The sequence below is a fragment of the Arthrobacter sp. TmtSoilC79 genome (assembly GCF_059739405.1).
The window spans coordinates 1,917,357-1,944,237 of sequence record NZ_AP046051.1; the positions used below are offsets into that span (position 1 = coordinate 1,917,357).

General features: G+C 63.3%; 19 protein-coding genes and 1 riboswitch. Of the genes, 15 read left to right on the forward strand and 4 right to left on the reverse strand.

Translation table 11 applies throughout. The features are described from left to right. Window positions 1-72: 72 nt before the first annotated feature. Window positions 73-1,296: an MFS transporter gene (locus AC6JA3_RS08900; protein WP_347783651.1), complete on the forward strand. Its 1,224-nt coding sequence runs from the start codon at window positions 73-75 to the stop codon at window positions 1,294-1,296. Continuing rightward, entirely contained in the window at window positions 1,293-2,321 is a 1,029-nt protein-coding gene (locus AC6JA3_RS08905; RefSeq protein WP_347783256.1) for a hypothetical protein, read from the forward strand. Before AC6JA3_RS08900 ends, AC6JA3_RS08905 begins: the two co-directional genes overlap by 4 nt. Before the next feature lie 163 nt (window positions 2,322-2,484). Here the strand turns inward: AC6JA3_RS08905 and AC6JA3_RS08910 are convergent, their stop codons facing one another. Next, window positions 2,485-7,368, reverse strand: coding sequence for a DUF4082 domain-containing protein (locus tag AC6JA3_RS08910; protein ID WP_347783257.1), 4,884 nt, complete (start codon window positions 7,366-7,368; stop codon window positions 2,485-2,487). 356 nt (window positions 7,369-7,724) lie between these two features. Between AC6JA3_RS08910 and smc the strand changes: the two genes are divergently transcribed. Together smc and ftsY are read left to right on the forward strand one after the other, a co-directional pair. Then, window positions 7,725-11,303, forward strand: a complete 3,579-nt coding sequence (gene smc / locus AC6JA3_RS08915; RefSeq protein ID WP_347783652.1) for a chromosome segregation protein SMC — start codon at window positions 7,725-7,727, stop codon at window positions 11,301-11,303. Window positions 11,304-11,323: 20 nt separating this feature from the next. Then, a complete protein-coding gene (gene ftsY, locus AC6JA3_RS08920; RefSeq protein ID WP_026540254.1) occupies window positions 11,324-12,529 on the forward strand; it encodes a signal recognition particle-docking protein FtsY in 1,206 nt (401 codons plus the stop codon). A gap of 77 nt (window positions 12,530-12,606) precedes the next feature. On the opposite strand, the gene AC6JA3_RS08925 is transcribed toward ftsY, so the two are convergent. Further along, window positions 12,607-13,827 carry an MFS transporter gene (locus tag AC6JA3_RS08925; protein ID WP_347783258.1) on the reverse strand — a complete coding sequence of 407 codons (1,221 nt, stop codon included), beginning with the start codon at window positions 13,825-13,827 and terminating at the stop codon, window positions 12,607-12,609. 261 nt (window positions 13,828-14,088) lie between these two features. Between AC6JA3_RS08925 and AC6JA3_RS08930 the strand changes: the two genes are divergently transcribed. After that, window positions 14,089-15,420 (forward strand): ammonium transporter, encoded by a 1,332-nt coding sequence (locus tag AC6JA3_RS08930; protein ID WP_026540256.1) that lies wholly within the window; start codon window positions 14,089-14,091, stop codon window positions 15,418-15,420. After that, window positions 15,417-15,755 (forward strand): P-II family nitrogen regulator, encoded by a 339-nt coding sequence (locus AC6JA3_RS08935; protein ID WP_011775128.1) that lies wholly within the window; start codon window positions 15,417-15,419, stop codon window positions 15,753-15,755. The genes AC6JA3_RS08930 and AC6JA3_RS08935 overlap by 4 nt, the downstream gene beginning before the upstream one ends. Window positions 15,756-15,846: 91 nt before the next feature. Here AC6JA3_RS08935 and AC6JA3_RS08940 read toward each other — a convergent pair whose 3' ends face one another. After that, a complete protein-coding gene (locus AC6JA3_RS08940) occupies window positions 15,847-17,247 on the reverse strand; it encodes a glucose-6-phosphate dehydrogenase (RefSeq protein WP_347783259.1) in 1,401 nt (466 codons plus the stop codon). A 167-nt stretch (window positions 17,248-17,414) separates the two neighbouring features. On the opposite strand from AC6JA3_RS08940, the gene ffh reads away from it, so the two are divergent. After that, complete coding sequence (gene ffh / locus AC6JA3_RS08945; protein WP_347783260.1) at window positions 17,415-18,995, forward strand: signal recognition particle protein; 1,581 nt, start codon at window positions 17,415-17,417, stop codon at window positions 18,993-18,995. A 65-nt stretch (window positions 18,996-19,060) separates the two neighbouring features. After that, complete coding sequence (locus AC6JA3_RS08950; RefSeq protein WP_026546039.1) at window positions 19,061-19,783, forward strand: alpha/beta fold hydrolase; 723 nt, start codon at window positions 19,061-19,063, stop codon at window positions 19,781-19,783. On the opposite strand, the gene thiC is transcribed toward AC6JA3_RS08950, so the two are convergent. Further along, entirely contained in the window at window positions 19,766-21,640 is a 1,875-nt protein-coding gene (gene thiC, locus AC6JA3_RS08955) for a phosphomethylpyrimidine synthase ThiC (RefSeq protein ID WP_347783653.1), read from the reverse strand. The genes AC6JA3_RS08950 and thiC overlap by 18 nt on opposite strands. Continuing rightward, window positions 21,636-21,743, reverse strand: a riboswitch (TPP riboswitch). Its footprint overlaps the gene before it by 5 nt. Before the next feature lie 84 nt (window positions 21,744-21,827). Between thiC and AC6JA3_RS08960 the strand changes: the two genes are divergently transcribed. From AC6JA3_RS08960 to trmD, 7 genes are all read left to right on the forward strand, one after another. Then, window positions 21,828-22,907 carry an amidohydrolase family protein gene (locus AC6JA3_RS08960; protein WP_347783261.1) on the forward strand — a complete coding sequence of 360 codons (1,080 nt, stop codon included), beginning with the start codon at window positions 21,828-21,830 and terminating at the stop codon, window positions 22,905-22,907. Between the two features lie 121 nt (window positions 22,908-23,028). Continuing rightward, on the forward strand, window positions 23,029-23,856 hold the full coding sequence (locus tag AC6JA3_RS08965) for a VOC family protein (protein WP_347783654.1): 828 nt from the start codon (window positions 23,029-23,031) through the stop codon (window positions 23,854-23,856). A 101-nt stretch (window positions 23,857-23,957) separates the two neighbouring features. Beyond that, entirely contained in the window at window positions 23,958-24,395 is a 438-nt protein-coding gene (locus AC6JA3_RS08970; RefSeq protein ID WP_026540263.1) for a hypothetical protein, read from the forward strand. A 236-nt stretch (window positions 24,396-24,631) separates the two neighbouring features. After that, a complete protein-coding gene (gene rpsP, locus AC6JA3_RS08975; protein WP_017199647.1) occupies window positions 24,632-25,051 on the forward strand; it encodes a 30S ribosomal protein S16 in 420 nt (139 codons plus the stop codon). Between the two features lies 1 nt (window position 25,052). Continuing rightward, window positions 25,053-25,295, forward strand: coding sequence for an RNA-binding protein (locus AC6JA3_RS08980; RefSeq protein ID WP_011775119.1), 243 nt, complete (start codon window positions 25,053-25,055; stop codon window positions 25,293-25,295). 131 nt (window positions 25,296-25,426) lie between these two features. Further along, the gene (gene rimM, locus AC6JA3_RS08985; protein ID WP_026540264.1) at window positions 25,427-25,981 is read left to right on the forward strand and encodes a ribosome maturation factor RimM; all 555 of its coding nucleotides are present in this window, start codon (window positions 25,427-25,429) and stop codon (window positions 25,979-25,981) included. Beyond that, complete coding sequence (gene trmD / locus AC6JA3_RS08990) at window positions 25,982-26,782, forward strand: tRNA (guanosine(37)-N1)-methyltransferase TrmD (RefSeq protein ID WP_026540265.1); 801 nt, start codon at window positions 25,982-25,984, stop codon at window positions 26,780-26,782. Window positions 26,783-26,881: the final 99 nt, after the last annotated feature.

The window sequence follows — 26,881 nt, forward strand, 5'->3', positions numbered from 1 at the left end:
ATCTCGCTCTCGGACCGCAGCGGCGGTAAACGGAACAAGTCAACGAACAAGTCAACGGCACTGGCAGCGGAAGTGCCGTTCCGTTTGTCCCCCGTCATTTTGTGGCTGGGCATCGTGAGTATGGTGACCGACGTTTCTTCGGAATCCGTCACGGCAATCCTTCCCTTATATGTCACCGGATTCCTCGGACTGTCCACTATTGCCTTCGGTTTCATCGACGGAATCAACCAGGGCGCGAGTGCGATCGTCAGGATTGCGGCCGGGTGGGCGGCGGACCGCAGCGGTCACCCTAAGCGCATAGCACTTGTCGGCTACGGACTATCCATGGTGGCCAGGATTGGTTTCCTTTTTGCCGGTGGTTTTTGGTTCGTTGCGGCGATAGTCACCGGGGACAGGATCGGAAAGGGCATTCGGACGGCCCCACGGGATGCGTTGATCACAGTTTCGGCCCAGCCTGAACATTTGGCACGGTCCTTTGGCGTTCACAGGATGCTGGACAATATTGGGGCTGCAGCCGGGCCGTTGATCGCCTTCTTTGTCCTGTTGATGATTCCCAATGGTTTCAGCACCGTCTTCGTGGTGTCGCTCGCCTTCGCCGTGATAGGCGTTGCCGTCCTGGCATTGGTGGTTCCGGACATCCGTGCTCTTGGCGCCAAGACCACGGAGGGGCTCGACGGCAGGCGGCTCTTCGCCTTTTCCTGGAGCCATTTGAAGGAGCCCGGACTGGGCAAATTGTTGATCGCCGCTGGTCTTCTTGGCTTGGTGACCATCGGTGATGGATTCATCTACCTGGTATTGCAAGCCAGGGATTCGTTCGCCGTGCAGTGGTTTCCGCTGCTGTTCGTCGGCACGAATGTGGTGTTCCTGGCCTTCGCGGTGCCGTTGGGACGGCTGGCTGACAAGGTAGGCAAAGTGCCGGTTTTCGTGGGTGGGCATATCGCTTTGCTGGCAACCTACCTTCTTGCTGCTGTACCTTTCGGGGGCCTGTGGGGCACGGTGGGATGCCTGGTGCTGTTGGGAGCGTTTTACGCTGCAACCGACGGCGTCCTGGCCGCCTTGGCAGGCCAGCTCACCCCCGCAGGAAAACTTGCCACCGGAATTGCCTCAGCACAAACGGTGGTGGCATTGAGCCGCATGGCCGCCTCCGCGGGCTTTGGCGTGCTCTGGTTCGCACTCGGTGCCCCGACAGCGATGCTGCTGGCAAGCGTTCTCCTGGCTTGCGCGGTGCTGGCTGTGGCGGTGATTCTGCGGAGCGCCCGGCCTGCAATACACCAGGACGCAGGCACTGCAGGATGAGTGTGACCCTGGCCGGCAGCAAAACCCGGTGGACCGTCCTCCTGGCCGTGACCGCGCTGGTGCTGGTGGTGGCGGGGATCTATGCTGTGGGCGCCTATCAACGGTTTGAAGAGAGCCGGACCGCAGCTTCCTCCGTGGGAGTCACGGCGGGCCAGTCACTTCCGAACGGTCCCTTTGTCCTTTTCCGCAACACAGCCTCAGGCCAGGGCTATGGCAGTGCGGCCACAGTCGCCCTGTCCGCTCCGGGCGGTCCACGGGCTGTGAGCGAACAGGAATGCGACCGCGTCTATGGGACAGCCCAAAACGTGGTGTGCCTGAAAACCAACCGGGGCTTGGTCACTTCATTTGAAGCCGCAGTCCTGGACCGTGACTGGAACATCCAACGTTCATGGGCTCTCCCTGGCATCCCCAGCAGGGCCAGGCTCAGCGGTGACGGCTCGATGATTGCCACGACGGTCTTTATTACTGGACACTCCTACGCCGCTTCGGGGTTTTCCACGGCCACGGAGATCAGCTTGCCCGGTGGAACGTCCGGGAACCTGGAGGACTTCGCGTTGTTGGTCAACGGCGAGCGCCTGGCAGCAACGGACAGGAACATCTGGGGAGTGACCTTCGCTCCAGGCCAGAGCGACGTCTTCTACGCAACAGCGGCGTCCTCAGGCCGCATTTGGCTGGTTCGGGGAAGCCTGTCCGCCAAGACACTCACAGCCATCCACGACCAAGTGGAATGCCCGTCCATTTCACCTGACGGCACGCGCATCGCTTATAAGAAGAACGACGGCGGCGGGCTGGTTGCCCATTGGAAGGTCGCCGTCCTTGACCTCGCGTCAGGGCAGGAAAGCGTTCTTTCGGAGCAACGCAGCGTGGATGACCAGATCGAATGGCTGGATGGGAAGAACTTGCTTTACGGCTTGCCGGATGACGCAGTGGAAGGTGACAGCAACATCTGGCAACTGGGCACCGAACCAGGCTCGCAACCCAGCCTGTTCATAGCCCATGCGTGGTCCCCAAGCGTTGTGCGCTGAGCCCCACTCGGTGTCGACACCAATAATGGGTAGTTCACCGCCGGGCGGAACTCCTGGCCGCCCGGCTTCGTCCCGTCGTGGTGCGCCGCTGAGAGAGGGTGGCTGTAGTGCGCCGCTGTAGTGGTACCCGCTGTAGAGAGGCGCCTGTGGTGCGCCGGCTGACTCAGCAGGTACCCAACAAGCCGCAGAGGAGTCCGCCTGACTGCGTAGGACTCGGGCTGGGTGAGGGACTCGGTGAAGCAGTTGGCGTGGCCGTCGCCGTTGGCGTAGGAGTAGGAGTAGCGGTGGGGGACGGGGCCGCGGTCTGCTGTGCCGGTGCAGTGGTGGAATACACCACATCAACAAAGTAGTTGGTGGCGTTCCAGGAGTTGGCAGGCATCACACCCCCGGATCCATACCGGTACCGCCCGTTGTTCGGGCCACTGGCTGTGAACACCCCGCTTGTGTAGGTCTGGTTGAAGAAGGCAGAGGTATAGGAGTAGCGGCCATTGGGTGCCCGGTAGGACACCACGTAGGTTTGGCCTGTCACCAACGCCACCGGGGCAGCCAGTGTAGCGGTCTGCCAGCCAGTAGCTGTTTCATTGGTGAAGGTCACCTGCGCCAGGCGCGTACCGGCCGAGTTCCACAGCGAACCTACGTGGGTTCCGGTGTTGCCGGCCCCCTTGTAGAAACGAATCCCCGTCACATTCCCTGCCTGCGAAACACTGAACGCAGTGCCAAGTTCCACCGGCATGAAGTCGCTCGCGGTCACTGTTTGCGGTGTCAGCGAGCCAAAGATCGTTGACAGCTGGACGGTGGGAGCCGCCGTCGTAAATTGCCAGTTGCCGGCCGGGAAGGTTTGCCCCTGCTGGGAGACGACGTTGCCCACGTTGGCCGTAACCACTGTGCTGTTCGGCAGCGCCGCAGTGGGGGTGAACGTGATGGTCCGGTTGTCGGCGGAAAGGGCAGCTGACCCCGCCACGGGGTTGCCGTTGGCTGTCAGGGTGAAAGTCGCTCCCGGGTTGATGGCGGCCGAGAAGGTGATGGAGGGCTTGACGTCCGTTGGGATGCCGGTGGCGCCAGGGGCGGGTACCTGTTCGGTGACTGTCAGCGGCTGCACAGCTGTAGCGAACACCACATCCACCAGGTAACTGGAGGTCGATGATGATGCCGGGAAATCAGTGGTGTAGCTGAAGGCTCCCGAGTCATCGGCGGTGCGCAACGGTCCGCTGGTCAATCCGGCACCAAATCCGCCGGCAGTGTATGAGTACTTGCCCGTGGGAGCCTTATATGCAGCCACGTACTCGGTGTCGGCTTCGATGCTGACCGGTTGGCTGAAAGTGACAGTCTGCCACCCGGTACTTGATTCGTTGGTGAAGGTAGCGGTGGCCAGGAGTTGTCCCGCAGCCGTATAGAGCGATCCCGTGTGGGTGCCTGTGTTGCCGGCCGCTTTATAGAAGCGCACCCCGGTGATCTGCCCGGCAGTATCGCTGGCGAACCGCACACCGAGGGACAACGCAACTCCGTCATTCGCATCAGGGGTGGTGGGTGTCACAGTGTCCTGGTACAGCGTGCACGGACAAGCACCCGGTGTGCGCGGCGCGGGAACCGTTGCGAACGTCCAGGTTCCGCCGGCGGACATGGGTTGACCTGAGACCGAGGTTGCCGTCACTGTCGCCGTGTAGGTGGTACCTGCGGCCAGTGGAGCAGTAGGAGTGAAGGTGACTTTGCGGGTGGCGGAGTCGTAGGCAGTCGTGCCCGCTACGGAGGTCCCGCCGCTCGCTTTCAGCGCCAACCCTACGCTGGACGCCACTGCGGCCTCGGACAGCACAGCGCTCACGGCGGTGTTCAGGGGAACACTCGAAGCGTTCGGCAGCGGCGAGTGTGAGCCGACTGTGAATGCAGGATTCGGCACGGTCACCACCACGTCCACCAGGTAGCTGGCGGTCGATCGTGAAGCGGCGAAGTCACCGCTGTAGGTGTAGGCACCTGCATCAGATGCTGCCCGCAACGGTCCAACACTCATCCCTGACCCAAAGCCGTTGGCTGTGGCCGAGTAGGTACCGGTCAGCGACTTGTAGGAAACGATGTATTCCGTGTTGGCTGCCATCGGGACCGGTTGGCTGAACATCGCTGTCTGCCATCCGGACGCACTTTCATTGGTGAACGCCACTGTCGCCAATTGCTGGCCCGCAGCGGTGTACAGGGCGCCATTGTGGGTGCCTGTGTTCCCGGCGGCCTTGTAGAAGCGGATACCGAGGACTTCACCAGCGGAAACACTGGAGAATCTAACCCCGAGGGTCAAGGGCACGCCTTCACGCAGTTCGGCAATCCCCGGAGTGACCGAGTCATCGAAGAGGCTGCACGGACAAGCGCCCGGAACCGGCAGCGTGGCAGCAGTGGTGAAGGACCACGTTCCGCCTGCCGTGACGCCGCCACCGATCGAATCGGTTCCGGACAACGTCGCCGTATATTGGGTGCTGAATGCCAAGGCGCTCGACGGCGTGAAGGTGGCCCGCCGCGTCGCGGCGTCATACGCCGTCGTTCCTGCAACAGGACCCGAGGACGACTGCAGCGCCAACTGGACGCTGGCCGTAGTGACCGGCTTGGAAAACACAGCGCTTACCTTGGTGTTCACGGACACGCTCGACGACGACGGAATGGGCGTTTGGCCCGAGACGGTCATGGGGGAGCTGTCTACCGTGCTGAAGAGCGCGTCCGCGAAGTAGTTGCCACCGTTGAAGCTGGTGGTGGGGAACCCTGGAGAGGTGCTGTAAACCCCTGCAGGTTCAGCTCCGAAACCACCAGCAACCTTCAAAGGCGCGTCCGTGGAACCGAAGCTCGCCCATTGGTAGTCCTTGGTGGCATAGTGCCCGTTGGGAGCCCAATAGGAGGCGGTATATTTCTGTCCCGCTGCTACAGGCACTGCTTGGCTGAACAAAGCAGTCTGCCAGCCGGATGCAGTTTCATTGGTGAACGTGGCCGTGGCCAGGCGCTCGCCGGTTGCACTCCACAATGATCCGGTGTGCGTGCCTGTGTTGGCGGTGCTCTTGTAAAAGCGGACGCCTGTGATGAAGCCGTCTATTGACGGGGTGAACCGCAGGCCCATTTCATAGGCTCCACCGTCACCGGAGTCTTTGACCACAGGAACCGTTTGGCCAAAAACGCTGTAGGGACCACTGAGGGTCAGGTTCCTGGTGACAGCGGCACCGATGTTGGCGCTGTCGTCGATGGCCCGTGCCTGGATGGTGGCTGTTGAGAAACCCTTTTGTATGTAGGTGTAGCTCCAGCTTTGCTTGCCCGTGGCGGGGTGCCACGTGGTTCCGCCGTCTGTGGAAACTTCGACTCCGGCCACAACGCCGCCTACGTCGGCGGCCGTTCCGGTGACGGTGACGCTGCTGCCTTGTGCCACGGTGGCGGCATTGGCCGGCGTGGAGATGGCGGCGGTGGGCTTGGTGGTGTCGGTGCTGGCTGCTGCAGCCACCAGCCCGGCAGCACGGGTGGCGGGCTGGGCGCCCATGTCGGCGAGGATGTTGACCTGGGCCTGCCTCATGCGGGAATCAGCTGGTGCACCATTACCGTCGTGCTCCTGGTCAAGGCCCCAGGTCCACTGGACGGTGCCTGCGGAGAAGACCAGGGCGCCGCTGCCCGCGCGGTAGAGGGTGAGGTTATGCGTGGTGGTTCCTGCAGCCACCGTGTTCCCGAAGTCCTGGAGATATTGCGGAACGCTGCCTACCGTGGTGGACAACCGGATGAGGCCCGCCGGCCGGAATCCGTTGTCCAGGTCTTCGTCTGATTCGTATCCGACAGTGTGGGGGGCCAGCGCTGCGGAGGAACCGGCAGCCATCGATGCCAGGGTTGTGTTCCGCCAAAGCCTGGTCTTGCCCTCGTCTGCTTTCACTGTGACCGGCAGGTCCGAGAAATTGGACATGTATTGCGTGCCTGTCAGGCCATTCTCGGGCAGGCCGCCTCCATTTGCCTGGGCCGCGAAGCGGGGATCACGCCAGGTGCCTGTCCACTGGGCTGTGGGATCAATCTTTTCGTTGGCCCAGGTTTCCTTGTAACAGGTCAGGGTGCGGTTGGCTGCACCATCCACTGACGAAGGCTCAAACCGTGTCCGCCAGTACATTTCATTGCCCGAAAGGAATTGGAGATTGACCCCCGCATCCCGCGCGGCCGTGACGTTTGCCCGTTGCGGCCCGGACCAATACTCATCGTGGCCGACAGAGAGGAACACCTTGTGGTTCAGCAGTTCGCCGCCGCTGCGGTCAGCATCGAGGCCGCTGATGTAGCTGACGTCGTAGCCGTTCTGTTCCAGGAAGCGCACCATGGGGTATTCATTGGCGAAATAGAAGTCCCGGCCATCGGGTCCACCCCGCGTTGCCACGGGACGGTTGTAGCTGACCTTGTAGGCGCGGCCGTTGACTCCTTGGTAGAAGTCGGCGCCGCCATAGGAGTTGTAGGCCTGCCACGTCTGGTCAGCGGTTTGGAAGATGACGGCAGAACGGTTGCCGTCGTTGCGGACAATGAACGTGATGTGGCTCATGCCGCCGGTATCGGGGCGCCGAAGGACGGCAATGTAGACACCGGACACGGCCGTGGTGGGTACCTGCCACGTTGCCGATACCGCCCACGTGCCGCAGTCATAGATTCCGGTGGCGACATCGGTCCGGCACGCGGGCTGGTTTTGCCGCAGGACCGACGGCGTGACATCGGCAATCTTGCGGGCACCGTTGCCTCCGTACCACCCTGTCCGGTAAATCGCGATGGTGTAGTTGGATGCGTTGGTGTCCACCTTGAAACGGATGGGTTGGCCGACGTTGACGCTGATATCGGTGGAGAATCCCTGGATGCTGTCATCTCCGGCACCGTTGATGTCCCACTCCGAGGGCGGACTTCCGGGTTTGGAGTTCTCACAGACCACTGGATTGACCACGGGGTCGCAGGGTCCCGCTGCGACGGCGGCTGGCACCGCGAGGGGCAGGAGTGAAGCGACCATCGCCAGGATCAAGGGCACTAAGAAGCCCTTGAGGACTTGCTGGGGTCGGTTGGCTGAAGTACCGGGCATCAGAACTCCTGGAGGTGGCGCGCCGAAAATGCGTACATGGGTCCGCGTTTTTCACGCACGGTCCCTGCTTGCCGCTCCCCAGCCAGGGTCAAACCAAGATCTTCAGTTATGAAACACGGGTATTTATCCTTGGCTCGAAGTTCCGAAGATCGGGACCGGATCCAGCTGTAAGTGAACTTCTGCCCACCTTGCAGCCGGATCACCGGAACGAACAGGCCAAGTAGCCCTTGGCAGGAGTGTAGGGGTGTGGCTGGCCGTCCACAAGGAGTTCCGGCAATGGATCCATGAATTTCGCCCAAACGGCAGTAGATTTAGGGGATACATCCGCCCGGGACACCCAGGAGAACCGAAGCGCCTTGCACTTGAAAAGTTTGACTGTCCGAGGATTCAAGTCCTTCGCGTCGGCAACGACGTTCGACTTTGAGCCCGGCGTCACTGCTGTTGTCGGTCCCAACGGATCAGGCAAATCCAACGTGGTTGATGCCCTGGCCTGGGTGATGGGCGAGCAGGGTGCCAAGACGCTGCGTGGCGGCAAGATGGAAGATGTCATCTTCGCCGGAACATCCGGCCGCCCGCCCCTGGGCCGCGCCCATGTGTCATTGACCATTGATAACGCCGACAACGCCTTGCCCATCGAATACAGCGAAGTCACCATCTCCCGGACGCTGTTCCGGACCGGCGGCTCAGAGTATGCCATCAATGGCGCGCCCTGCCGCCTGCTTGATATCCAGGAACTGTTGTCCGATTCCGGCCTGGGCCGGGAGATGCACGTCATTGTGGGACAGGGGCAACTGGACCGGGTCCTCCATGCCACGCCGGAGGACCGTCGGGGCTTCATTGAGGAAGCTGCGGGTATCCTCAAGCACCGCCGCCGCAAGGAAAAAACTGTTCGGAAACTTGAAGCCATGCAGGCAAACCTTGCACGGCTCGGTGACCTCACTGCGGAAATCCGCCGGCAACTGACACCGTTGGGCAAACAGGCCGAAATCGCCCGGCGGGCACAGACGGTCCAGTTCGATGTCAGGGACGCCAAGGCACGCCTCCTGGCCGATGACCTGGTGCAGCTCACTACGAGTCTTGAACAGGATGTTGCCGACGAGGCCGCGTTGAAGGAGCGGCGCCAGGTGGTGGAGGCGGAGCTGGGAACCGGACGCAGGCGACAGGCTGCCTTGGAGCAGCAGGCTGCAGAAGCCACCCCGAAGCTTAACGCCGCGCGTGATCATTGGTACCAGCTCTCCGCCGGCCGGGAGCGCCTGCGTTCCCTGGGCTCGCTGGCTTCTGAACGCCGCCGGCTTCTGGGCTCCTCCGAGGCTCCGCCGGACACCGGCCGGGACCCCGAACAATTGGAACGCCAAGCTGCCCGGGTCCGCGAAGAGGAGTCTGCGCTTCAGCACGACATCCTTGCCAAGCAAGCGGCGCTTCTTGAAGCCACCGTGGCAAAGGACGCCGCCGAGGCCGTGGCCGCGGCGGAGGACAAGAGACTGACCGCCATGTTGCGGGCCGCTGCCGATCGACGGGAAGGGTTGGCCAGGCTTGCAGGCCAGGTAGCTGCTGCCCGGTCCAGGGCCGAGGCCGCCGAAGCCGAACGGGGCCGGCTCAGGGAATCCCTGGCTTCCGGTGACGAACGGCGCCGGAAGGCCCAAAGCGAGTTCGCTGCCCTTGAATCCCAGGTGGCAGGGGTTGAGGACGGCGAAGAAAGCCTTGACGCCGACTACGAAAATGCCAACGACGCCCTGGACGCCGTCCTGGCCGAAATCGAGGAACTGAAGACCGCGGAACGGGAGGCCGTGAGGGAGCGCGATGCCTTGACGGCACGCCGCGACGCCCTCCAGCTTGGGCTCAACCGCAAGGACGGTTCGGCCAGCCTCCTCTCAGCGGAAGGGATTCTGGGGCCTTTGGCTGAGTTGGTGGCTATCGAGCCCGGGTTCGAGGCTGCCATCGCTGCTGCACTGGGCAGTGCCTCGGACGCCCTGGTGGCGGCAAACACCGGCGACGCGCTGGCAGCCATCGCCTCGTTGAAAGAGGGCGACGCCGGCCGTGCGGCACTGCTACTGGCCGACGGAACCGCCGGGGGTACTGAAGCCGGTGCTGAGGTGGCGCTTCCGCCCGGCGGCCGCTGGGCAGCCGACGTCGTGAAGATTTCCGATCCCGCAGCGCAAGGCGCGTTGTCCTTGCTGGTGGGGACCGCCGTCGTCGATGATCTTCGGTCAGCCGCCCAACTGGTCAAGGAACACCATGACCTTAACGCCGTCACGCGTGAGGGCGACATGGTCACCGCCTTGACCGTCACCGGCGGCTCGGCCACAGCACCGTCCCTCCTTGAAGTCCAGGCTGCAGTGGACGACGCCGTTGCCCGCCTTCATGAGGTCACTGCCCGCCTGGAGCGTGGCCGGTTTGTACTGGCCAATGCCCAGTCCCGCCGGGCCGAAGCCCAGGACCGGGCCGACGCTGCCTTGGAGCGCTTGCACGAGTCCGACGCCCGTCTGGCTGCGGTAGCTGAGCGCCTTGGGCACCTCAATTCCGTCCTCCGCAGCGCCGTGGGCGAAAGTGACAGGCTCGCCGCTTCGATGGCAAGGGCCGAGGCAAACATCGCCGAGGCGCAGCTTGACCTTGAGGTCGCCGCGGAGCGGCTCGCCGCCGCCCAGGAAGCTCCCGACGAAGAGCCATCGACGGACCAACGCGACGAACTCGCCGCCCAGGCCAGGGTTGCCCGCTCAGTCGAAACAGAAGCCCGGCTGGCTCTGAGGACCGCAGAAGAGCAACTGGGCGCCATCAGCAACCGGGCAGCATCGCTTGAACGGGCAGCGGCAACGGAAAGGCGTGCCCGCGAAGAGGCTGCCCGCCGTGCGCAGCGGCGGCGTGCCCAGGCACAACGTGCAGCGGCTGTGGCCTCAGCGGTGGAACAGGCACTGCGGTTCATCGATGTCTCCGTGGACGTTGCAGGTTGGGATCGCGATCTGGCAGAGCAGACCCGGGAGCGGCTGGAGGCGGAACTGACCCAGGTCCGGACCAGCAATGAAGCCCTCGCCCGGGAGCTGGCTGAACTGACGGACTCGGTGCACAGGGACGAGATGGCGCGAACACAGCAGCGTCTTCGTATTGAGGCGCTGGAGACGCGTTCCATCGAGGAACTTGGGTTATCCGCGGAGCAACTCGTTGCCGACTATGGCCCCGGGCTCCCTGTTCCTGTGCCCGCCGGAGCAGTCACGGACAAGTGGGCCGAACTCAGGGCACCGGTGGACGAGCACGGCGAGGCCATTGTTGAAGGCATTCCCTTTGTCCGGGCCGAGCAGGAAAAAAGGCTCAAGAAAGCGGAACGCGACCTGGCCGCACTGGGCAAAGTAAACCCACTGGCGCTGGAGGAGTTCGCCGCGCTGGAGGAACGGCACCAGTTCCTCAGCTCCCAGCTCGAGGACCTCAAGTCCAGCCGCAAGGACCTGCTGGACATCATCAAAGAGGTGGACGCGCGTGTGCAGCAGGTCTTCACCGAGGCTTTTGCCGACACTTCGGCCCAGTTCGACCACGTCTTTGCCCGGCTCTTCCCCGGTGGCGAGGGCAAGCTGGTGCTCACGGACCCGGATGACATGCTGACGACGGGAATCGAGGTGGAGGCCAGGCCCGCCGGCAAGAAGATCAAGAGGCTCTCCTTGCTCTCCGGTGGTGAACGGTCCCTGACGGCCGTGGCGCTGCTGGTGGCGATTTTCAAAGCCCGTCCTTCGCCGTTCTATGTGATGGACGAGGTCGAAGCTGCGCTGGACGACACAAACCTGGGCCGGCTCATCACCATCTTCGAAGAATTGCGGGAGTCCAGCCAACTGATCGTGATCACCCACCAGAAGCGAACCATGGAAGTAGCTGACGCCCTATACGGTGTGACAATGCGTGGCGACGGTGTCTCCACTGTCATCAGCCAAAGGCTCGGTGCCGGGGCTTAGCTTTATGAGAAGGTAGGGGTGTGAACGATTTCCTACCCATAATTCTGTCCATTCTCGCTGCCCTTGTGGTGGTCGGCGGACTCGTACCGGTTCTCCTGAAGGCCCGGAAGTCGGGGGCGAAGTACCCCGGCACCCGAGATGCCAACGACCCCCCGCAGTCCTCGGCAGCAGGCGGCGGAACCCTGGTGGAGGACCGCCCGGACGCGGTTAAGGCCCCGGCTCCAACCTTTGACGGAACCGTTGAGGGGGCCGATGTCCCGGACGACGCCGCCGGGCTCGAAACCATCGCCATTGATACGCCCGCGCCGGTGGAGGGCCGCCTGACCCGCCTGCGTGCCCGCCTGGTCAAGTCCAACAGCATCCTGGGCAAGGGCCTCCTTGCGCTGCTCTCGGGCGACAAGATTGATGAAAACGTGTGGGACGAGGTCGAAGAGACCCTCCTGCTGGCCGACCTCGGCACCGAACCCACCCTGCAACTGGTGGACGCCTTGCGTGAGCGCGTCAAGGTCCTCGGTACCCGCAGCCCCGAAGACGTCAAGGCGATGCTCCGCGAGGAGCTCATCAAGCTGGTGGATCCTTCCATGGATCGTTCCCTGAACGTCCAGCGCAAGGGCGACCGCCCCGCCGTCGTTCTGGTTGTTGGTGTCAACGGCGTGGGCAAGACCACCACGGTGGGCAAGCTGGCACGGGTGTTGGTGGCCGAAGACAAGGATGTCCTGCTGGGTGCCGCTGATACGTTCAGGGCAGCAGCGGCCGAGCAGTTGGCAACCTGGGGCCAGCGCGTTGGCGTGCCCACGGTGAAGTCCGACATCGACGGCGCCGACCCCGCCTCCGTCGCCTACGAAGCGGTGAAGGCCGGCATCGATCAGGAAGTCGACGTCGTGATGGTCGATACCGCCGGACGCTTGCAGAACAAGACCGGCCTGATGGATGAGCTCGGCAAGGTCAAACGGGTTATTGAGAAGCTGGCCGAGGTTGATGAAGTCCTGCTGGTCCTGGACGCCACCACCGGGCAGAACGGTCTCAACCAGGCCCGTGTCTTTGCCGAAGTAGTGAACATCACCGGCATCGTGCTGACCAAGCTCGACGGAACCGCCAAGGGCGGCATCGTAGTGGCCATCCAGAAATCCCTGGGCGTGCCCGTCAAACTCATCGGCCTGGGTGAAGGGCCGGATGACCTGGCGCCGTTTGACGCCGAAAGCTTCGTGGACGCACTGCTCAACTAGCACACCCCAGTCCTGCGCAGTGCGCTGGCCGGCAGCAGTGGTTCTCCCCGACAACCCGGGAGGGCCGTTGCTGCCGGTCAGTTTTTTGCTTTAAGGGGCTCCCGTGCCGGCAACCACGCCGCAGAGGCGAGCAGGAGGACGCCACCTGTGATGCCAAATGCCCAGCCATAACCCAGTCGGTCGGCGAGCAAGCCGGCTGCGACCGGCCCGATAATGGCCCCGGTGTCCGCCGCCATCTGAAAGACTGCCAGTACCTTGCCGCCCGAGCGCCCCCGGCCAATAACGTCGGCGACGGCGGCCTGCTGGGCCGGGCCCAGGAGTCCGGACCCGAACCCCGCCACCGCCGAGGCAACGAGGAATCCGGTCAGGTCAGTGGTGAGCCCGATGACACCGGTGGCCACGCCGGTGATGACCAGACCCGGGATCAGCAATGGCTTGCGCCCCCAGGCGTCGGCCAAACGCCCGGAGAAGGTCAGCGCCAGGGCGTTGCCGACGGCAAAGATGGCCAGTGCCCACGCTGCCGTTTCGGGTTTGGACTGCAGGACAGCAACCGCGAAAAGCGGAATGGTGGCCATGCGGACGCCGAACGTCACCCAGCCGTTGCTGAAACTCGAGAACACTGCCGCACGGTAAGCGGAGTCGGAGAGGGCTTCCTTAAGGGTCATGGCCGGCGCCGGTTGTGTATCTTCCGCGGCGTTCCCTTCGCCGCTGAGCATTGTCCGGACCACCAAAGCGGCCACGAGGAGGGCCCCTGCGTAGGCCAGGAAAGGGACACGGAGCCCGAAGCCTGCCAGAAGTCCGCCCACGACCGGTCCCAGCACGCTGCCGATCAGAAACGCCGAGGCGTACGCGCCGGAGACCCGCCCCCGCCTTTCGGGGGGTGCTAGGCGGATGAGCAGGCCCATGGCCGCGACAGTGAACATGACCGACCCGGCCCCGCCGAGGCCCCTGAAGACCAACAGTTGCCAGTAATCCTGGGCAAACGCGCACGCCGCCGTGGACACCGCCACGATCAGCAACCCGGACACGTAGACATTACGTTCCCCGAAACGTCCGATCAGGGCGCCGCCCGCCGGAGCGAAGACCAGGCGCATGAACGCGAAAATGCTCACGATCACAGCGGCTGCGGTAGCGCCGACGTCGAAGGTGGTGGCAAATTGCGGCAGTACCGGCGCCACCAGTCCAAAGCCGAGGGCGATCAGGAAGGCTGCGGCCAACATCACCTTGATATCGCGGGGCAAGGGTTCTTTCTCCTGCCGGATCCTTGGAGCTTTGACGGATCTGGGCGACTCGGTCATACGGGGTGGGTCCTTGCGGGTAGTGAAGGTCAATGGAGGGACGGAGGGTCAAGAACGGGTATTTTCCTGAGAAGTCCGACGCCTGAAACATATCCGTAACACCGGAGATATGCACCATTTACGTTGGGGAGGTTGTTGTAACCGGCGCGCAATATAAAACCTGCGCAGGTGAAACACGGCGGCACAAAACTCTTAAGCAGGACGCAAACGGCGTCAGGACAGCGGTTGAACCGCAGATCTAGCAAGAGAGGAACGTGCACCATGGAACTTACCGCAGGTCACGTATGGGTCATGGTGGCGGCGGCGCTTGTGCTGTTCATGACACCTGGTCTGGCATTTTTCTACGGCGGCATGACACGCGCCAAAGCAGCCTTGAACATGATGATGATGAGCTTCATCTCCATCGGCATCGTCGGGGTTGTCTGGGTGCTGTGGGGCGCCTCGATGAGCTCCGGTGAAGGCTTCCTGGAAATCGTGGGCAACCCGTTCGCTTCCTTCGGCCTCATGGGAGTTGAAACCACTCCGGACGCCATGATCAAGATCGGCTACGCAGCCACCTTCGCCATCATCACCGTTGCCCTCATCAGCGGCGCGATCGCTGACCGGGCCAAGTTCGGTGCCTGGAGCATCTTCGTTCCGGTCTGGGTCACCCTGGTTTACTGCCCGCTGGCCTACATGGTCTGGGGCGGTGGGCTCTTCGGCCCGGAAGGCGCGATCGGCAAGGCACTCGGCCCGGCCATTGACTTCGCCGGCGGCACCGTTGTGCACATCAACGCAGGTGTAGCCGCACTGGTCCTGGTCCTCATCATCGGCAACCGCCGCGGCTTCGGCAAGGACCCGAACCACCGCCCGCACAACATCCCGTTCGTGATGCTCGGCGCTGCAGTCCTCTGGTTCGGCTGGTTCGGATTCAACGGCGGTGCAGCAACCACCGCCGAACAGGCAGGCCTTATCTGGATCAACACCCTGGCAGCCCCTGCAGCAGCCATGATCGGCTGGCTCATCACCGAACGCATCCGTGACGGCCACCCGACCTCCCTTGGCGCAGCATCGGGTGTAGTAGCCGGCCTGGTAGCCATCACCCCGGCCTGCGCCAACGTTGACCCCATCGGCGCCCTCGGCCTCGGTGTTGTCGCCGGCGTTGCCTCAGCCCTGGCAGTTGGCCTGAAGTTCCGTTGGGGCTTCGATGACTCCTTGGATGTTGTGGGCGTCCACCTCGTCTCCGGCATCATCGGCACCGTGGCACTGGGCTTCATCGCCAAGTCCACTGATGGAGTCGGCGGCGGCCTCTTCTACGGCGGCGGCTGGACCCAGATGTGGGCGCAGCTCGCAGCAGCCGGCATCGCCATTGCCTACTCGGCCATCATGACGGCCATCATCGCCTTTGCCATCCACAAGACCATGGGCTTCCGGGTCTCAACGGAACAGGAGAACGTTGGCGTAGACCTCAGCCTCCACGCAGAGACGGCCTACGAATTCGGAGTCAACGGCCACGGCGGCAGCTTCCAGCCGCTGCACAACGCAGTTATCGGAAAATCGGAGACCGCTGCGGCCAAGACCCCCGCAGAAGGCAAGGAGAGTGTCCAGGCATGAAGCTCATTACAGCGATCGTCCGTCCCGAAAAGCTTGAAGCAGTCCGGGAAGGCCTCGAATCATACGGGGTCCAGGGCCTGACGGTCAGCGCGGCCAGCGGCTATGGCCGCCAGCGGGGATACACCGAGGTGTATCGCGGAGCCGAATACAACGTGGACCTGCTGCCCAAAATCCGCATTGAAGTCCTCGCCACGGACGAGCAAGCAGATGACATCCTCGATGTCCTGATCGCCAGCTCGAACACCGGACGTGCCGGTGACGGCAAGGTCTGGACCGTGGATGTCTACGAAGCAGTCCGGGTCAGGACCGGGGAGCGCGGCGCGGCCGCAATCTAAGTCCCTCGCGAACAAGATCCTGAGCCGAACACAGCGGGCCGGGTACCAGTCAAGGTACCCGGCCCGCTGTTTTGTTCTCTTTGTCCCGGCTTTACTCCACGACGGCGGTGGGCCAGGCCGCCGGACCCGCGCCGCCGGCGTCGTACTCTTCCAACGGGACGTCACCGGCCTCCCAGGCGCGAAGAACCGGCTCGATGATCCGCCAGCAGTCCTCTGCCGTATCCCCGCGGACCGACAGGAGGGGATCGCCGTTGAGAATGCCTTCCAGCACTTCGCCGTACGGCAGCATTCCGGCTGCATTGAGTTCTGTCACAAGGCTGGCGCGGTCCAGTGTGAAGATGTCGCCGGGACCGTTGACGTCCACGTCCAGCTGGAGCACGTCGGGACCGAATCCAATCCGCAGCTGGTTGGGGGAGTCCACTCCGGAGAATCCACGGGGCAGGTGGGGCACCGGGCGGAAGGTGATGACGGCCTCCTTGCGCCGGCGTCCCATTGCCTTGCCGGAGCGGAGAATGAAAGGGACCCCTTGCCAGCGCCAATTGTCTATTTCCACCCGGACTTCAGCCAGGGTTTCAGTGTTGCGGGAAGGATCCACGCCGTCTTCGGCAGCGTAGTCCGGCACGCTTCGTTCCCCAAGGGTTCCAGCCGTGTACCGCGCCCGCCGCGTGGTGTCCGCGAAGGGTGCCTTGATGCTGCTGGCCCGCAGGACCGTTGCCACGGCGTCGCGCAGGTCCCGCTCCTCAATGGTTGCGGGTGCGTCAATGGCCAGGAAGGCCATGATGTGCAGGAGATGGCTCTGGATCATGTCCCGGAGCGCGCCGGCGGTGTCGTAGTAGCGCGCACGTCCTTCCAGGGCCAGGTCCTCGTCGAAGACGATCTCCACTTTCTCGATGTGTTCGCGGTTCCACACCGGCTCCAGGAACCGGTTGGCGAATCGAAGGCCCAGGATGTTCAGCACCGTGGCTTTGCCCAGGAAGTGGTCAACCCTGTGGATGTGGTCCTCGGGGACCAGGGCCGCCAGCGTCTTGTTCAACTCGTGCGCGGATTCGGTACCCGAACCAAACGGCTTTTCCATCACCAGGCGCGTACCGGCGGGGATTTGTTCCCGGCGGAGTACCTCGCACGCTTTCTGGCTGATGTGCGGAGGCAGGGCGAAGTAGATGGCGATGGGACCCTCCAGGGTCGCCAGGAGCTCCGCCAGGGGCCCGTCCGCCGTGACATCAAGCTGGTGGTACTCCGTGGCGCCGGCCACGGTTTCCAGTGCCGCGCGGCCGGCGTCGTTTGCCGTGCCCGCGGCTGCTGCGAAGGCCCCGCTGACCCGCTCCCGCCACTGTTCAGGAGTCCACGGATCCGAGCCCGCGCCCACCAGGCGCAATCCCGGGGCCCTGCCGGAGGCCAGCAGGCCGGCCAGGCCGGGCAGCAAAAGCCTGCCTGTGAGGTCCCCGGACGCACCGAGGATGAGCAACGTTTTTACAGTTGTTTTACTGGTCACTGTGCCAGCATGCCATCTTGCAGGTCCGACTTGGTACCCTAGATAGTCGAGTCCCCTAGTCGATTCAGATTTGTTGGGTTGAGACATGTTTGCTGGGGGCAATCGTCAAGACTCTGGCGTGCCGCATTGGCCGCCATTAGAAGACCATCGAAAGAAGTGCACGGCGCGTGTTCAATTCACTCTCTGACCGGTTGACAGCAACCTTCAAGAACCTTCGTGGCAAGGGGCGCCTCACCGAGGCTGATGTTGATGCCACAGTCCGGGAGATCCGCCGCGCCCTGCTGGACGCGGACGTTGCAGTGTCCGTGGTCCGTGAGTTCACCGGCCGCGTTCGCGATCGTGCCCTGGGCGCCGAAGTTTCGGGTGCCCTGAACCCGAGCCAGCAGATCGTCAAGATCGTCAACGAGGAACTCGTGGAGATCCTCGGTGGTGAGACCCGCCGCATCCGCCTGGCCAAGACCGGACCCACCATCATCATGCTTGCCGGCCTGCAGGGTGCAGGCAAGACCACCCTCGCCGGCAAGCTGTCCAAATGGCTCAAGGCGCAGGGCCACAGCCCCATGCTGGTCGCTTGCGACCTCCAGCGTCCCAACGCCGTCACGCAGCTCCAAGTGGTTGGCCAGCGCGCGGGCGTCCCCGTGTTCGCTCCCCATCCCGGTGCCACCTCCGAGCTGGAGCACCCTGCCGGTGACCCCGTCGCCGTCGCGAAGGCCGGTGTTGAGGAAGCGCGCCAGAAGCTGCACGACGTCGTGATCGTTGACACCGCCGGCCGCCTTGGCGTCGATGCCGAAATGATGGACCAGGCCCGCCGCATCCGTCAGGCGATCATCCCCAACGAAGTTCTCTTCGTGATCGACTCCATGATCGGCCAGGACGCTGTCAACACGGCGATGGCGTTCGATGAAGGCGTCAACTTCACTGGCATTGTGCTTTCCAAGCTCGACGGCGACGCCCGCGGTGGCGCCGCGCTGTCCGTTGCGTCCGTCACCGGTAAGCCCGTCATGTTCGCCTCCACCGGCGAAGGCCTGGACGACTTTGAGCTCTTCCACCCCGACCGGATGGCTTCGCGCATCCTGGACATGGGTGACGTTCTGACCTTGATCGAACAGGCCGAGAAGGCCTGGGACAAGGATGAAGCCGCACGGATGGCGAAGAAGTTCGCCGACCAGGAAGACTTCACCCTGGATGACTTCCTCGCCCAGATGCAGCAGATCCGCAACATGGGCTCCATGAAGAAGATGCTCATGATGATGCCGGGTGCGCAGAACATCCGCCAGCAGCTGGAGAACTTCGATGAGAAGGAAATCGACCGCGTCGAGGCGATCGTCCGGTCCATGACGCCGCACGAGCGTGTTGCTCCCAAGATCATCAACGGCTCACGCCGTGCCCGTATTGCCAAGGGTTCAGGCGTCCATGTCTCCGAGGTCAACGGCTTGCTGGAGCGCTTTGCCCAGGCCCAGAAGATGATGAAGAAGCTGGCCCAAGGTGGCGGCATGCCTGGTATGCCCGGGATGCCTGGCCTTGGAGGTCCGGGCGGAGGCCGCAAGGGAGGCAAGAACGCGCCCAAGAAGAAGGCCCGCTCCGGCAACCCGGCCAAGGCTGCCCAGGAATTGCGTGATGCCGAAGCCAAGCGCGCCAACGCAGCCTCGGCGGCACCCTCCGGTGCAGCTTTTGGCCAGGGTGCGGCCGACTTCGACCCCTCATCGCTCAACCTCCCCAAGGGCTTCGAGAAGTTCCTCGGCAAATAGGCCGTGGCCGGCATCCCAACCGCGTCCGCAGTTGGGATGTCAGGGCCGTGGAATAGGCTGAACCAATGCATAAGCAGCGCGTAGTCTTCGTTCACGGCCTGGGCAGCTTCGGTGCTGCTGCATGGCCGAAACAGCACGGCATGGCCCTGGCTTATGACGCGCTTTTCCTGCGCCGGCACGGCTTTGACGCCGTAGCCGAGCCCGTGGAATCGAGCGTTGCCGCGGACGTGGCCATTGTCATCAACGCCCTTGCGGATTCGAGGGGCGGCCATGTGGTGGCGCACGAGCAAGGTGCCATCTCTGCCATGTTGGCTGCGATCGAACGTCCGGACCTGGTGCATTCGCTGGCCTTGGTGGAGCCTGCTTGCCTTTCCCTGACGGCCGAGCTTCCAGCCACAGCTTCCCACCGTGCCCTCATGGAACCGCTGTTCGATGTGCGGGACCAGCTCAACGACGCCGATTACCAGCGTGAGTATTACCGCCGGGCGTTCTCTGCCGAAACCGGGGGATTGGATTCTCCCGAAGCACGGCGTTCGGCCCGCAGGCTCAGGCTCCAGGCTCCGCCGTGGGATGCGCCACTGCACATTGTGCCCGGTGTTCCCACCCTGGTTCTCACGGGTGGATGGGAGCCTCTTTATGAGGAAATTGCCGGTTATCTCCAGGAAACCGGCGCCCTCCGCCGCGTCGCAGCGGGAGGACACCGGCCCCAGGACTCAGTGGACGGAGATCACATCATCCGTTCCTTTGTTGCCGACGTCGGACGAGCCCTGTCAATCCAGGCTTCCTGAGCCGGCCTTGACGGTGGCCTTGCTTCCCGGCACCTGAGGTTCCGGCAAATAGACCTTTCCGCCCGAGGCCAGGAATTCCTCGCTCTTGCCGCGCATCCCGCTGTACATTTCGGCGATCGCTTCCTGGGCCTTGGCCGATCCGTATTCGTCGCGAATGTCCTGGCTGATGCGCATGGAGCAGAACTTGGGGCCGCACATGGAGCAGAAATGGGCTGTCTTGGCCGGTTCTGCCGGCAGCGTTTCGTCGTGGAAGGCTTCAGCCGTTACGGGGTCCAGCGAAAGGGCGAACTGGTCGCGCCAACGGAACTCGAACCGTGCCTTTGACAGGGCATCGTCGCGCTCATGGGCGCCGGGGTGTCCCTTCGCGAGGTCCGCGGCATGGGCTGCGATCTTGTAGGTGATGACTCCCGTTTTCACATCGTCCTTGTTTGGAAGGCCCAAATGTTCCTTGGGAGTGACGTAGCAGAGCATGGCGGTGCCGTATCGGGCGATCTCGGTGGCTCCGATGGCCGAGGTGATGTGGTCATAGCCAGGAGCGACATCGGTGACCAGGGGCCCCAGCGTGTAGAACGGGGCACCTTTGCACAGTTCCTGCTGCCGTTCCACGTTCTCCCTGACCAAGTGGAACGGCACGTGTCCCGGTCCTTCCACCATGACCTGGACATCGAACTCCCATGCGCGCTGCGTGAGTTCGGCCAGGGTGTCCAGCTCGGCAAACTGGGCGGCGTCGTTGGCGTCGGCGGTTGCGCCCGGGCGCAGGCCGTCGCCCAGGGAGAAGGCGACGTCGTATCGGGCGAAGATTTCGCAGAGCTCGTCAAAATGCCTGTAGAGGAAGTTTTCCTGATGGTGCGCCAGGCACCAGCCAGCCATGATGGAGCCGCCGCGTGAGACGATCCCCGTAACCCGGTTGGCCGTCAGCGGGACGTAGCGCAACAGCACCCCGGCGTGGATGGTCATGTAGTCCACGCCCTGCTCGCATTGTTCTATGACGGTGTCACGGAAGATCTCCCACGTCAGCTTGTTGGCTTCGCCATTGACCTTCTCCAGTGCCTGGTAAATAGGGACGGTTCCGATCGGAACAGGGGAGTTGCGGATGATCCATTCACGGGTGGTGTGGATGTCATCGCCGGTGGAGAGGTCCATGACGGTATCGGCGCCCCATTGAGTGGCCCACTGCAGCTTGTCCACTTCCTCGGCAATGGAGCTTGTCACGGCAGAGTTGCCGATGTTGGCGTTGATCTTCACAAGGAAGGCTTTGCCGATGATCATCGGCTCGGACTCGGGATGGTTGATGTTGCTGGGAATGATTGCCCGGCCCGCTGCGACCTCGCTGCGGACCAGCTCAACGTCGCAGTTCTCCCGCAACGCGACGAACTGCATCTCCGGCGTCACCATTCCCTGCCTGGCATAGTGCATCTGTGTCACGGTTTTACCCTCGACGGCGCGTCGCGGCTCGGGTTTGGCACCCTTCCATTCCGCTGTTGCTTCCCCGCGACGAACCGCAGACCTGCCGTCGTCGAGCAGGTTGCGTTGCCGTCCGCGATAGGCCTCGGTGTCGCCTCGGCGTTCGATCCAGGCTGCCCGGAATGGTTCCAGCCCCATCACCGGATCGCTGCCCGGTCCCGCCGTGCGGTACACCTGGAACGGCTCGTTGGCATCGCCGTTGGGAGAGGGTTCCAGGGCGATTTCCGTCACGGGAACCCGGATTCCATTCTCCGGGTCCTCACGGTAGGCAAGGGAGTGGGATTTCAATGATTGGGTCACGGATTCCGGCGTGATTGCTCCGGTGCTGGATGGAATATCGTCCGTGCTGGACGGGTTTTGGGCAGGGCTGTGCTGTGTACTGGTGGTGCTCAATGGACTGCTCACTTCCTTCGCCGGCATTACCCGGACAGGTTCAACGGTCGCAGACTGCCTCAGTCCGATCTCAGCCCCTGCAAGGGCTCCCGTGTGGTCGTAGACGAAGCTACCACAGCTCCCAACGGGCCCGCAGTCACATGAGCATCCCAGCTCCGAAGGCGCTGCTGCGGACTAGGCTTTTCCCATGGCCACCATCGAATTTTCCGGACCCGTGCTCGTCTCAAGCAGCGAGGAACGCCACGGAATGTGGTCCGTGGACGGCACTTTGACCTTTGTGCGCCCTGCGAAGGCGCCGGACCGCGTCCTGGATGGCTGGGTCCTGCCCGGCTTTGTTGACGCCCACTGCCATATCGGTTTGGGCGCGGGCGGCGCCGTTGACGAGCAGGCCACTCTTGCCCAGGCCCAAGCTGACCTCGACGCCGGGACGCTGCTGATCAGGGACGCCGGATCACCCAGTGACACCCGCTGGGTCCAGCAGCGTGCGGACTTGCCCCGCCTTATCCGGGCCGGCCGCCACATTGCCCGTAGCCGGCGTTATCTCCGGGGCCTGGGTCATGAAATTGATCCCGGTGACCTCGTGGAGACTGTTCGGAAGGAAGCCCGCGACGGCGATGGCTGGGTGAAACTGGTAGGGGACTGGATCGATCGCGGCGTGGGAGATCTTGCTGCTTCATTCCCTGCCGGAGTAGTCAGGGATGCGATCTCCGCCGCCCACGATGAGGGTGCCAGGGTGACGGCCCACTGCTTTGCCGAGGACACGATCGATGACATGTTGGACGCCAACATCGATTGCATCGAGCACGCAACGGGCCTGCTTCCGCGGCACCTTCCCCGTTTGGTGGAGCAGTCGGTGCCGATCGTTCCCACCCTGGTCAACATCGCCACGTTTCCCGACATCGCCGCACAGGCTGCGCCGAAGTTTCCCCACTATGCAGACCACATGGTCCGTCTGTGGGAGCGGCGGCGCGAGCGGGTGCTTGAAGCCTTTGAGTCCGGAGTGGAAATTTACGCGGGCACAGACGCCGGCAGCGTGATCAAGCACGGCAGGATCGCCGATGAGATGAAAGAGCTGCACGACGCCGGCCTGCCGCCGGAGGCGGTGCTGGACGCTGCAGCGTGGCGTGCCCGGGCGTGGCTGGGAGAGGACGGTATCAGCGAAGGGGCCAGTGCCGACGTCGTGCTGTGTTCGGAGGATCCGAGGCAGGACCTGCAGGCCGTAGCCAACCTCTCGCACATCGTCCTTCGCGGTTCTGTAGTCCGTTAGGAATAAATTGAAGCTTCAAGTAATTTAGTCTATGTAAGGTGTCGACGAGCGGCGCCGCGAACCAGGGAGCTTTACATTGACCACACCACTGAGCCAGGATCTTCTGCCGGCCGAACTCACCATGGGCACCGTGATGCTCAAGGTAGGTGACATGAAGGTCATGAGTGACTACTACCAGCGGGCCCTCGGCCTGGAAATCGTGGCCGAGCAGGACGGCGGGCTCTACCTCGGGCGCGTCGGAAAGCCTGTGGTGCACCTTGCGCCGGCGTCGGGCCTCCGGATTCCAGGCCGCGGGGAAGCCGGTCTTTTCCACACGGCCATTCTGTTCCAGGACCAGCCGTCCCTGGCGGCAACGATTGCAACCGCCGCCGAATATGAGCCCCGCGCCTTTGCCGGCAGCGCCGACCACTTGGTCAGCGAAGCGTTCTACTTCACCGATCCCGAGGGCAACGGCATTGAGCTTTACTACGACAAGCCCCGCGAATCCTGGCAGTGGGATGGCAAGAACGTGGTGATGGACAACGTGGCCCTGCCGCCGCAGAGGTTCCTGCAACAGCACCTCAACGAAGCTGCAGTCACCGGCCAACACCAGGCGGCGGCGGGAATCGGACACGTCCACTTGCAGGTGGGCGACGTCGGCACTGCACGGAAGTTCTACGTGGAGACCCTCGGGTTTGAGCAGACCGCAGGTTGGCATGGGCAGGCGCTGTTCGTCTCCGCCGGTGGCTACCACCACCACATGGCGATGAATGTCTGGAACAGCCGTGGCGCCGGACCCCGGAAGGACACGCTCGGCCTCGGTGAAGTACTCATAGAGGTTCCTGGCGCAGACGACATCGCTTCCCTTGCGGATCGACTCAAAACCGCCGGGGTACAGAACCATCACACCGGCGCCGAGCTTCGCTTCGAAGATCCTTGGCGGAACAAGCTGCGGGTAGCGGTCCGCTAAGCTGCGGCGCGCGTGCTGCACTAGGCTTGACGGTGATGGCGCGGAACCGTTCGGGTTGCGTGCCGCCGCCCCGTCAGCACGAAGGAATGAGAGTACTTTCCATGGGCTTTGCCGAAATCTTTGTAGCCACCCACGATGAAGCACTCAAGAGGGCAGCCGCCCTGGACAAGGGCGCGGATGTCACCGGCCCTGCCGTAAGGATCGAGGGCATTACCGACTTCGAAGTGGAGCAGTTGGGAGACCTCGCCGGCCAGGCAGTCCACGCAGCCGGTGCCGACTACGAACTCGCGCTGGTTGACGTCACCAGCGATGCCCTCCTGGGCGTTCCTGAGGCCATGGTGACGGCGCTGGCCGAACTGCTCACCTATGAGAGCGAAGGCGACGCAAACGTCCTCGACGACGTTGCTGCCGCCTGGGCCGCCCAGGACGATATGCCTTTCGACGCCGCCCAGTCCCGCCAGTACGTCCAGCAGTTGGCTGCCTTGGCAACCGACGTTGAAAAGGTGGAGCGTTCCGGGCTCTACGTCTGGTCCGAATAGCCGCGGGCGCGGGTCCGGGCGTGCCCTTGCTTGCACTGCAGGTGGGCAACAACACACCGGCCCGCGGGGCGTAAGTCGTATTTGCTCCGGGCATCTGGCACAATAGACAGGTACTCGATCGGTGCGGCCCCTCTCTCCGTGCTCGTATCTTGTCCTTCGAACCGTCCAGTATGGCCCGCCCCACGGGTGCAGAACGTCGGGTTCACCTCGTTTCAGAAACAGGAGTGACCACAAAAGTGGCCGTAAAGATTCGCCTTAAGCGCTTCGGTAAGATGCGCGCACCGTACTACCGCATTGTCGTCATGGATGCCCGCGCCAAGCGCGATGGCCGTGCCATTGAAGAAATCGGCAAGTACCACCCCACCGAAGAGCCGTCGTACATCGAGGTCGCTTCCGAGCGCGCCCAGTACTGGCTTTCCGTTGGCGCCCAGCCGACCGAGCAGGTTGCCGCGATCCTCAAGATCACCGGTGACTGGCAGAAGTTCAAGGGCCTCCCGGGCCAGGAAGGCACCCTGAAGACCAAAGCTCCGAAGGAAGCCTTCGTAGCACCGGAGAAGGGTTCCGTCATCATTCCGGAAGCCATCACCAAGAAGGCCAAGAAGGACGAAGCGGAAGCTCCGGCCGAGGCTGAAGCAGAGACCACCGAGGCTGAGTAAGTTGCTGGCAGAAGCGCTCGAGCACTTGGTCCGTGGGATCGTTGACAGCCCTGAGGATGTCAAGGTCAGTGCCAAGAACAACCGCCGCGGGGAATCCCTTGAGGTGCGTGTTCACCAGGAGGACCTCGGACGGGTGATCGGCCGCCAAGGACGGACCGCACGTGCATTGCGCACTGTGGTTGCGGCCTTGGCTGGTGGCGAGCAGGTCAGGGTCGACGTCGTCGACACCGACCGTCGCCGGTAACGCGCTCAGCACTGCTTGTCTTAAGTCCGGCCCCTTCACCGAATATGGTGGAGGGGCCGGATTGCTTTATCCACCATTTCACAACCGTGGCTGCCCGGCGGCGCGGGCACAACAAGAATTCAGAGGAACCCATGCAGCTCCAGGTGGCACGGATCGGCAAACCCCACGGTATCCGCGGCGAGGTGACCGTACAGGTACTTACCGACACACCGGCCGAGCGCTTCGTACCAGGAACCGAGTTCATCGTGGAGCCTGCCTCGGCGGGCCCCTTGACCATCCGCAGTGCCCGGTGGAACAAGGACATCCTGCTGTTGGGTTTCGATGAGATTGCGGACCGCAACGCGGCCGAAGTCATCCGTGGTGCCAAGCTCTTCATCGAAACCGAAGAACTTGAGGATGAAGACGACGACGAAGGCTGGTACGAGCACGAACTCGTTGGCCTCGATGCACGGGTCGGTTCACAGGTAGTCGGCAAGGTCGCCGCCCTGAACACCATGCCGGTCCAGGACCTGTTGATGGTCAAGACGGACGATGGCAAGGAAATACTGGTCCCCTTCGTCGAGGAAATCGTGCCGGAGGTCAACGTTGAGGACGGCTACATCCTGATCACTCCGCCTGACGGGCTCTTTGAAGTCAATGATGACAACGCCGGAGAGCCCGCGGACGGCGCAGGGGATGAATCCTGAATGAGGATTGATGTTGTCAGCATCTTCCCGGAATACCTCGCTCCGCTGGAGCTCTCCCTCATAGGGAAGGCCCGCCAGGACGGTCTGCTCGAGCTCAACGTCCATGATTTGCGCGCCTTCACCACCGACAAGCATCGGACTGTGGATGACACGCCCTATGGCGGCGGAGCCGGAATGGTGATGAAGCCTGAGCCGTGGGCCCAGGCCCTTGAATCGGTGGCAGGGGCCAGTGAAGGCTCCAAGCCGGTTTTGATTGTTCCCTCGCCGGCGGGGGAGAGGTTCAACCAGGCGCTGGCTTATGAGCTGGCCGAGGAAGAGCAACTCGTCTTCGCCTGCGGGCGCTATGAAGGAATCGACGAGCGGGTCATCGACTGGGCGCAGGACCACTTCACTGTCAGGCCGGTCAGCCTGGGCGACTACGTGCTCAACGGTGGTGAAGTGGCCGTGCTGGCCATGGTCGAGGCCATCGGCCGGCTCCTGCCCGGAGTGGTGGGCAACCCGGAATCCCTGGTTGAGGAGTCCCATTCCGATGGCTTGTTGGAGTACCCCGTCTATACCAAGCCTTCGGCGTGGCGTGACCATGACGTCCCTGCCATCCTGCTCAGCGGCAACCACGGAAAGATCGCCCAGTGGCGGCGCCACGAGCAATTCCGGCGGACCGCAGAGCGCCGCCCGGACCTTTTGGAAGAGTTCGACGCCGGTGCGTTGAGCCGCGCTGACCGCAACGCCCTCGCTGAGCTTGGGTACGACGTCATCGAGGGCCGCCTGCGTCCCCGGCCCGGTGGCGACGCCACAAACTGAGGTCCGCTGCCGCCGTCGAACGTTCAACAGTCCCGGCAGTTGGCCCGACGGCAGCGCATATGGCAGAATTAACCCTTGTGTCTACTGGGCTGACACCTG